Below are 7495 nucleotides of genomic sequence, written 5' to 3'. Positions count from 1 at the left end.
GAAAGCTACCTCGCCGGCCTTCACCTCCGCGGCGCAATGATCTGGATCAAGGACCTCACCCGAACCCATTGATCACGACCGAATACGCGGCCTAGTCAGCCCAGGCCCAGATAAAGCTTCCAACCATACATTCAGTCGGACGCGTTCGTGCGTTTTTTGAAGAACCTCCGAGCCAGCCCAGCCCCGTCTCCCTTCCATGAAGCTGCTGGCTATGAACAGGCCGGTCAAGGTGATAAATCTGAGCAGTGCTGACTGCTCATCAGCACATTCCTGAGGTGGGGGCGGGGCTGTTCATGCATGTGCGCGCGGTCGTTGCACTGCCTGCGCGGGGCCGGGCCGAGGTCCGGGCTTCCAGGGCTGGTCGCGGACATGGAGCCGACAGGTGAGGGATGAGCCTGGCGACGGGCCGGGCAGCCGCTGGGCCGCATACGAATGGTGGCAGGCCCGCCTTGCCGAGGCGTTCTTCAGCGAGCACCGCAAGGACACACCGGTCCTCTTCTTCATCAGCGACAACGAGCTGCGCGAGCTCCAGGACGGGGCCGAGGTCCAGGGGCTCAGCACGGCCGTCAGTTCTGTGCTTGCCTGGCACGAGGACCCGTACCGCCCGGTCTCGGACCGCTGCCGCGTCTGGCGGCGCGGGAAGCGCGAGGATCCTCCGCCCTGCCTTCCGCTCCTCGCCGCAGCTGTGCTGGCGGCTGCCAGGATGCAGCGGACTGAAGCAGGGCCCGGGGCGCCCGCGTACTACGCGCGCCTTGCAGAGGTACTCCGCCCCTATTGGGGCGGGGAGCGACACCGAAAGCGGCTTGAGAGCAACTACGAGGCAGTCGTCGGCCAGTGGGTGTGCCTTGATGAATGGCTCCGGGAGCAGGGCGGGGCGCGCGGCCTCAGCACGATCCGGAAGAACGCAGCCTTCCGGAAGATCGGCTACGCCCAGTCCCAGGCTCTGGTCAGGGCGTCCGACCACGCGGCCCTGCGGCGGTTCTTCCGCTCTGAGAACCTGTCGCCGGGCCAGGAAGTCCAGGGCGGGCGGCTGCTGGAGAAGCTCAGGATGTGGAACTCCGTCAATCCAGGCGGCCTGTCCCAGAGGCTTCGCCAGGCGCTCCACTCCCGTGTGGAGGACCAACTCCTGGAGCCTTTGCTAGTCACCCTGTTCGAGGGCTGGGACGGGAGCACTGCCCTGGGGCATGGCGGCAGCAGCCTGCCCCAGGTGCGCCTGCGCGTCGTCCTCGAGGACGAATTCACGGGGTGGGAGGCGCGCTGGCATGCAGAGGCCGTCTCCGGTGTGGAGCACGATTCCCTCCGGCATCCTGCCGGGACGCTGGAAGTTGCGCTGGAGGACCAGGTGTACGAGCTCTCCGGAGCGATACCTGACCTGGCCCAGGCCCTGCAGCACGGGTTCTTCGCGCGCGGTGCGGTAGCTGAAGCCTGCGTTGAAGGCGGACGCAACGTCCTTGCGCTGCGCGAGGACTCTGTCGCCGGCGGCTGGATGGAAACCGATGTGCTGACGGCCCTCGAACCCTGTGTGTTCCTGTTCAACCCCTCTGGTCAGGGTCCGCTCCAGAGCCTCCTGGCCGGTGCCGGCCACCAGTGGCGCCGCCCTGAGAGCGTCCCGGTTCCGGGCTGGCAGGTCACTCCCGAGCTTCGGTTCGACGATGAGCAGGCCCTGGCCGCAGCTCTGTCACAGTCCGCTGTGGGGAGTGTCCGCCACCAACCGCAGCGGCGCCTGAGCCTTCGAAACGGGCTTCTCGTGGAACGCGGGTGGCGGCACCGCTCCCTCTTCCTGCTCGGCGGGGAGCCCGATGCCATGGTTCCCGAGGCCTACCGCGGGCCCGGCCTGGTGACGCTGGACGGGCAGCCGTTGGCCGTCCCCCCGGACGGTCTGACGGCACTGCGGGGAAAGGGCCTCGCCCCGGGACGGCACGTACTGGCAGCCGGCGGCACTGCCACTGACTTCTACCTCACGCCGCCACCGGAGCCCCTGGTCGGCGTTCCTGACGGGCTGGTCCCCGGTACCCCGCCGGGAACCGTCGCCGTCCCGCTGGACGGCGACGTGCGCTTCCTTACCGCAAAGGGCCACTTCCTCGCTGCCCGACGGCCCCAGGAGCCCGTGTGGTGGACGGAGCGCGCCCCAGCCCTCTGCGGCGGCGGGACAGCCCGCATACCGGTCCCGCCCGACGCTGTCTGGCTGGTGGCTTGTTCCGGCGGCAGTGACCCGGCCGTCACGCTGCTGCAGCCGCGGGAGCCGGACTTCGGATCCCTCAGCCGGGCCGCCAAGGACTTCTGGAGAGGGCTCGTCCTGCTCGACCTGGCCGGTGCAGCCCACTCGCCCCTGTGGAAGCGCTACCGGGAGGCCGCCCTAAGCCAGTTCCCGCGAGGGGGATTCACACGTGTTTGACCCGGACCTCTTCATCGCCTGGATGGCGGAACAGGGCAGCGGACCCCTGGCCGCGCTCATCCGCGACACGTCATGGGCCGCCGGCTGCGAGAGAAGACCCGTCACCCAGTGGCTCAGCCGTATCGAAGCCCTCGGCGCCGTCACGATCGACTGGCGCGCCGGCCACTGGAGCGCGAACGCCTGCGAAATCACAGACCTACCCGGAAACACCCAGACCGCCGTCCTCACCGGAGCCCGGCCCGTCGCGCCAGCCTTCTACCAGGAGCGCGGGGCGGTAGCCGTCCCCCAGGTACCGGATGAGTCCGGGATACCGCTGCCAACGGCCGTATGGCTGCAGTACTCGGAGCGCTCCCGCCTCCACGGCTTCGCGGCGTCCACCGGCACCGTGGCCGTCCCGTGCGCGGCTGAGTCCGCCGCCAGGTCCCTCCGCCCTTTCACCCTCGGACCTGTGGCGGCTCCACCGGCACGCGACAGCTCAGCCGAACGGTTCGACCCCGTCACCGGCCGGTTCGTCCCCGTCGTCCTAAGGGGCAGCTGGCCCGCCCCCGGCCTGTACCGGTTCACGCAGTTCGGCCGCCTGCACCGCTACTCCCTGCTCCACCGGCCCAGGCGGCATTCAGATCCCGGCCGCTCGCACACCCCCGACCCCTTCCCGGAGCAGACCTGGCACAGCGTCGACCGGAAGGCAGGCATCCACCACGTCACCTCCCCAGCAGCGTTCCCCCTGCACTGGAAGGCCGACCGAGCAGGCAGCCGAGGCCCCGGCACGCTGGGACGCATGACCGTTGACCGCAGGGCGCCCCTGCCGCTGGCCCAGGAACGGGCAGCGGTCCTGTGCACAGGGCTGGCGAGCTTGCGCACAGCAGCCACGGAGCACTACGACGGGGTTCCCTTCTTCATCGCCGACCGCATCGCCCGCACCCTGCACCGCCGCCTGGAGACTGAATGAGCACACCCCTGCCCGGCCTGGACGCCTTCACTACACACAACGCCTTGGCCGAGGCCTACCTGCGCTACTACGACACCGCCTTCCGGCTCCGGAACGACGGCCTCCAGGCGGAGCGCCGGGCTCTACTCGACCAGCCAGGCGGTGTGTTCGCCGATCCCTTTGTCGAGCTCCGGCCGGACTACGCCCTCACAGGGCACAGCATCGCGGAATCGGCCAGGGCGGCCGGAGCCCCCCTCGAACTAGCCGAGTTCGCTGAGTGCGGGCTCTTCGAGAAGGGGATGGAGCTCTACACCCACCAGGAGCGGACCCTGGCAAGCACCATGGCAACCGGGCGGAACGCGGTAATCACGGCCGGCACCGGATCGGGGAAGACCGAAGCATTCCTCCTGCCCATCCTGGCCGACCTGCTAAGTGAGTCACGGGGCTGGAAGGGCGCCCCAGCCGTGCCCAGCCCGTGGTGGGAGCGGTCCTCGGACAAGTACTGCCCTCAGCGGCAAGGCGAGACCGGGCACACGCCCGCAGTCCGGGCGATGATCCTCTACCCCATGAACGCACTCGTGGACGACCAGCTCGTCAGGCTCAGGCGGGCCCTGGACAGCGACCGGGCCCGCGAGTGGCTGGACGACCACCGCGACGGCCACCGCTTCTACTTCGGGCGTTTCACCGGCAGTACCCCGGTGACTGGCAGCCAGGAGCACCGCTACGCCGTCGACGAGCTGCGCAGCTACCTGAAGGCCACCGCTGCCCGCGGCGAGCGCGCCCGTGAGGCCGCCGAGGAAACCGGCAAAGAGGACATCCGGTACTTCACCCCACGCCTAGACGGGGCGGAGATGCGCAGCAGGTGGGACATGTACCACTCGTCCCCCGACATCCTGATCACCAACTACTCCATGCTCAACGTGATGCTCCGGCTCAGCCGCGACGAGGACTTCTTCCTCCGCACCGCACAGTGGCTGGACTCGCACGACGACGCCCGGTTCACCCTGGTGCTGGACGAACTCCACATGTACCGGGGGACGCAGGGCACCGAGACCGCCTACCTGATCCGCAACCTCCTCCACCGGCTCGGCCTGAACCGCCGTCCCGAGAAGCTCAGGGTCCTCGCCGCTTCCGCCTCACTGGACGAGACCCGGCAGAAGGACCGCCGCTTCCTGCAGGAGTTCTTCGCTGCTGAGGAGAAGTCCTTCCACTTCATTTCTGGAGAGGCGGCTCCCCGGGCCGCCGGCCCGGGGGACATCTCCGCAGCCGCCTCCAGGCTGGCACAGTACGCCGGCACTGAGCCCCCTCCGGCTGAGGCCGCCGAGCTGCTCTCCGCGACAGGTGCGGCGCAGGCGCTGGCCAGCGCACTCAGTGCCGGATCGGCCGGTCCCTCCGCCCCGGCCATGGCCTCTGCAGCCCTCGCCAGAAAACTGTTCCCCTCCAGCAGCAGCAAAGAAGCCAGCAAGGCCCTGCAGGGCACGGCGGCCGCCATCCGTGCTGCTGCGGAAGCCGGGGTGAGCGGTCTGCCCAGGATCCGCATCCACCTCTTCTTCCGCAACGTGGCCGGCATGTGGGCCTGCTCGGACCCCCAGTGCCCGAAGGTTCCCGCCCCCTTCCAGGACGTGTCACGGTCCGTCGGCAGGATCTACTCCGTCCCCCGCACGTTCTGCGACTGCGGCGCCCGTGTCCTGGAACTGCTCTACTGCCAGTCCTGCGGTGAGGCCATGCTCGGCGGCTACGTGCCGCAAAGCGCTACCGGACGCGCTGCCTTCAAGTCAGTCCTGCTGCCTGACAGCCCCGATCTCTCCCGCGCTCCCGACCGGGCCGGCAAGGACCGGTCAGCGGAGAACTACGTCGTCTACTGGCCCTCCAAGAGCCAGCAGCGCGCTGACGACGACGCTGAGTGGAGTGCCGACAGCGGCAGTGTCACGTTCGCCTTCCGCCGCAGCGCCTACGATCCGGCCACCGGCCTGCTGTCCAACCGGGCAAGCGGGCACACCGGCTGGAGCTTCCATGTGAGCACGCCTGCCGACAAGAACACCGGCCGGCCCAAGCACGCGCTCGCCGTGTTCCCGCCCTTCCCCACCCGCAGCCCCTGCTGTGGAGCCGACTGGGAACGCATCTACACCAAGCAGGGCATGCGCAGGCCCGTCACCGATCCCGCGCGACTGGCATCACCCGTGCGGACGATGAGGACCGGTTTCGAGAAGATCAACCAGGTGCTGTCGGACGAGCTTGCCGAGCAGTTCGCGGATCCTGCCGAGCGCAAGCTGATCGTCTTCACCGACAGTCGGCAGGACGCCGCCAAGCTTTCCGCAGGCATCGCCCTGCGGCACTACCAGGACCTCGTCCGGCTCCTCGCCCTGGACGAGCTGGGAAAGTCTGCCCGAGCGGCAGAAGATGTGGCCGCCGTCCGCGCAGATCCGCAGGCGCAGTCCGAGGTCGGCACCGCTGCCGTCGAACGCCTCAGGGCGCATAACAGAGATGACCTGAACGACCTGCGCCTGGCGCTGCTGACCAACGATGAAGCCACGGCGACCGCAGCGGGAGCACGGCTCGCATCCCCTCCCGCCCTTGAGGCTCTGGCCAAGGTGCACGTCAACAAGCGCCTGCTCTCCCTGGGAGTCAACCCCGCGGGACCGAAGCCGAGCGTCCAGCAAGTCAATGACCTGCCTTGGCACGAGTTCTTCGACTGGGAACAGCAGCCCCCCGCACTTCAGCTGGGAACCTCAGACGCCCAGAAAGCTGCGCTGAGTTCCGAGAACGGGCTCCTGGAGAACATCCTCGAATCCCTCTTCTCCGGTGCTGGCCGCGATATCGAATCGCTCGGACTGGGTTCTGCCGCCCCCTCACAGGCCGTCCCCGACCCTGACGGCCTCGGCCGCGCCAGCCTGCGGGTCCTCGCCGAACTACGCCGTTTCCACGCCCTCCGCGACGGCAGGGACAAGCCTCCGCCGCAGCTCAGGGAGTACTGGAAAGCCGTCGCACGGAACCAGGGCAAGCACCCGGACGACGTGCAGATCGCCGCCGAGGCCGCGTGGGGCAGGACGGTACGGGAATACCTCATCGACCCCAGGACAGCGGCAGTCCAGCCCTCTCCCGGCCATTCGTGGCGGTGCGGCCAGTGCGGGCGCCGACACCTCACACCGAGCGCCGGGACCTGCACGCGCTGCCACAGCGCCCTCCCCGTGCAGCCTGAACCTGACAGGAGCCCGGAGGCGAGCGACTACTACGCCTGGAAGGCAGCTAGCGACCGCGCCGCTTTCCGCCTGAACTGCGCCGAGCTGACGGGCCAGACCGACCGTCTCGATGCCCAGTCCCGCCAGGCCCGCTTCCAGCAGGTCTTCCTGAACGACCCGCCCGAGGTCCCGCTCGTGCACGGGATCGACCTCCTTGCGGTCACCACCACCATGGAAGCCGGCGTCGACATCGGACCGCTGTCCGCCGTCCTGATGGCCAACATGCCGCCCAGCCGCTTCAACTACCAGCAGCGCGTCGGGCGGGCCGGCCGACGGACCTCTCCGGTTGCAGTCGCGCTGACTGTCTGCCGGGGACGCAGCCACGACGAGCACTACTTCGCGAACCCGTCATCGATCACCAACGACCCGACTCCGCCCCCCTACCTGTCCCTCCAGCGGCCGGAGATCCTGGAACGAGCCCTGTCCGCCGAAGTCCTGCGCCTCGCGTTCCGCAACCTCGACGCACACGGCGGCTCAGGCAGCGTGCACGGCGAGTTCGGCAAGGCCCGCGACTGGCCCGCGGCCCTGCCAGCCGTCCGTGAGTGGCTCAACCAGCATGACGGCGTACTGGCCACGGCAGCACAAGTGCTGAGCGCCTTCACCCCGCTCCAGCCGACTGACATCCTCACCAGCCAGTGGCTGGAGAAACTGCTGCAGAAGGTCACAAAGGTCGCCGCCCAGCCCACCGGCTCGGAGGAACTCAGCGAGCGCCTCGCGCACTCAGGCGTGCTGCCCATGTTCGGATTCCCCACCCGGGTCAGGCAGCTCTACCTGAAAGTCCCCCAGAGGAGGTCTCCCTGGCCGCCTGACAACACGATCGACCGCGACATCGCCATGTCCGTCTCCCAGTTCGCCCCGGGCAGCGAGGTCGTCAAGGACGGCCAGGTGTTCACAGTCGACGGGATCACCGACTTCGAGCCCACCCCCAGGAGC

General features: G+C 68.9%; 3 protein-coding genes. All 3 read left to right on the top strand.

What is annotated here, in order from left to right; all coding sequences use genetic code 11:
* Positions 1-382: 382 nt before the first annotated feature.
* A complete protein-coding gene (locus tag ACIQOV_RS17965; protein ID WP_401049523.1) occupies positions 383-2395 on the top strand; it encodes a hypothetical protein in 2013 nt (670 codons plus the stop codon).
* On the top strand, positions 2388-3344 hold the full coding sequence (locus ACIQOV_RS17960) for a hypothetical protein (protein WP_401049522.1): 957 nt from the start codon (positions 2388-2390) through the stop codon (positions 3342-3344). Before ACIQOV_RS17965 ends, ACIQOV_RS17960 begins: the two co-directional genes overlap by 8 nt.
* The coding region (locus tag ACIQOV_RS17955; protein ID WP_401049520.1) for a DEAD/DEAH box helicase at positions 3341-7495 on the top strand (4155 nt) is incomplete at its 3' end. The genes ACIQOV_RS17960 and ACIQOV_RS17955, both read left to right, overlap by 4 nt.

Source organism: Kitasatospora sp. NPDC091257 (assembly GCF_044757675.1).
Taxonomy (GTDB): domain Bacteria; phylum Actinomycetota; class Actinomycetes; order Streptomycetales; family Streptomycetaceae; genus Kitasatospora; species Kitasatospora lactacystinica.
The sequence above is the reverse complement of the archived record's forward strand: the minus strand, read 5'-3'. Positions and strand labels throughout refer to the sequence as shown.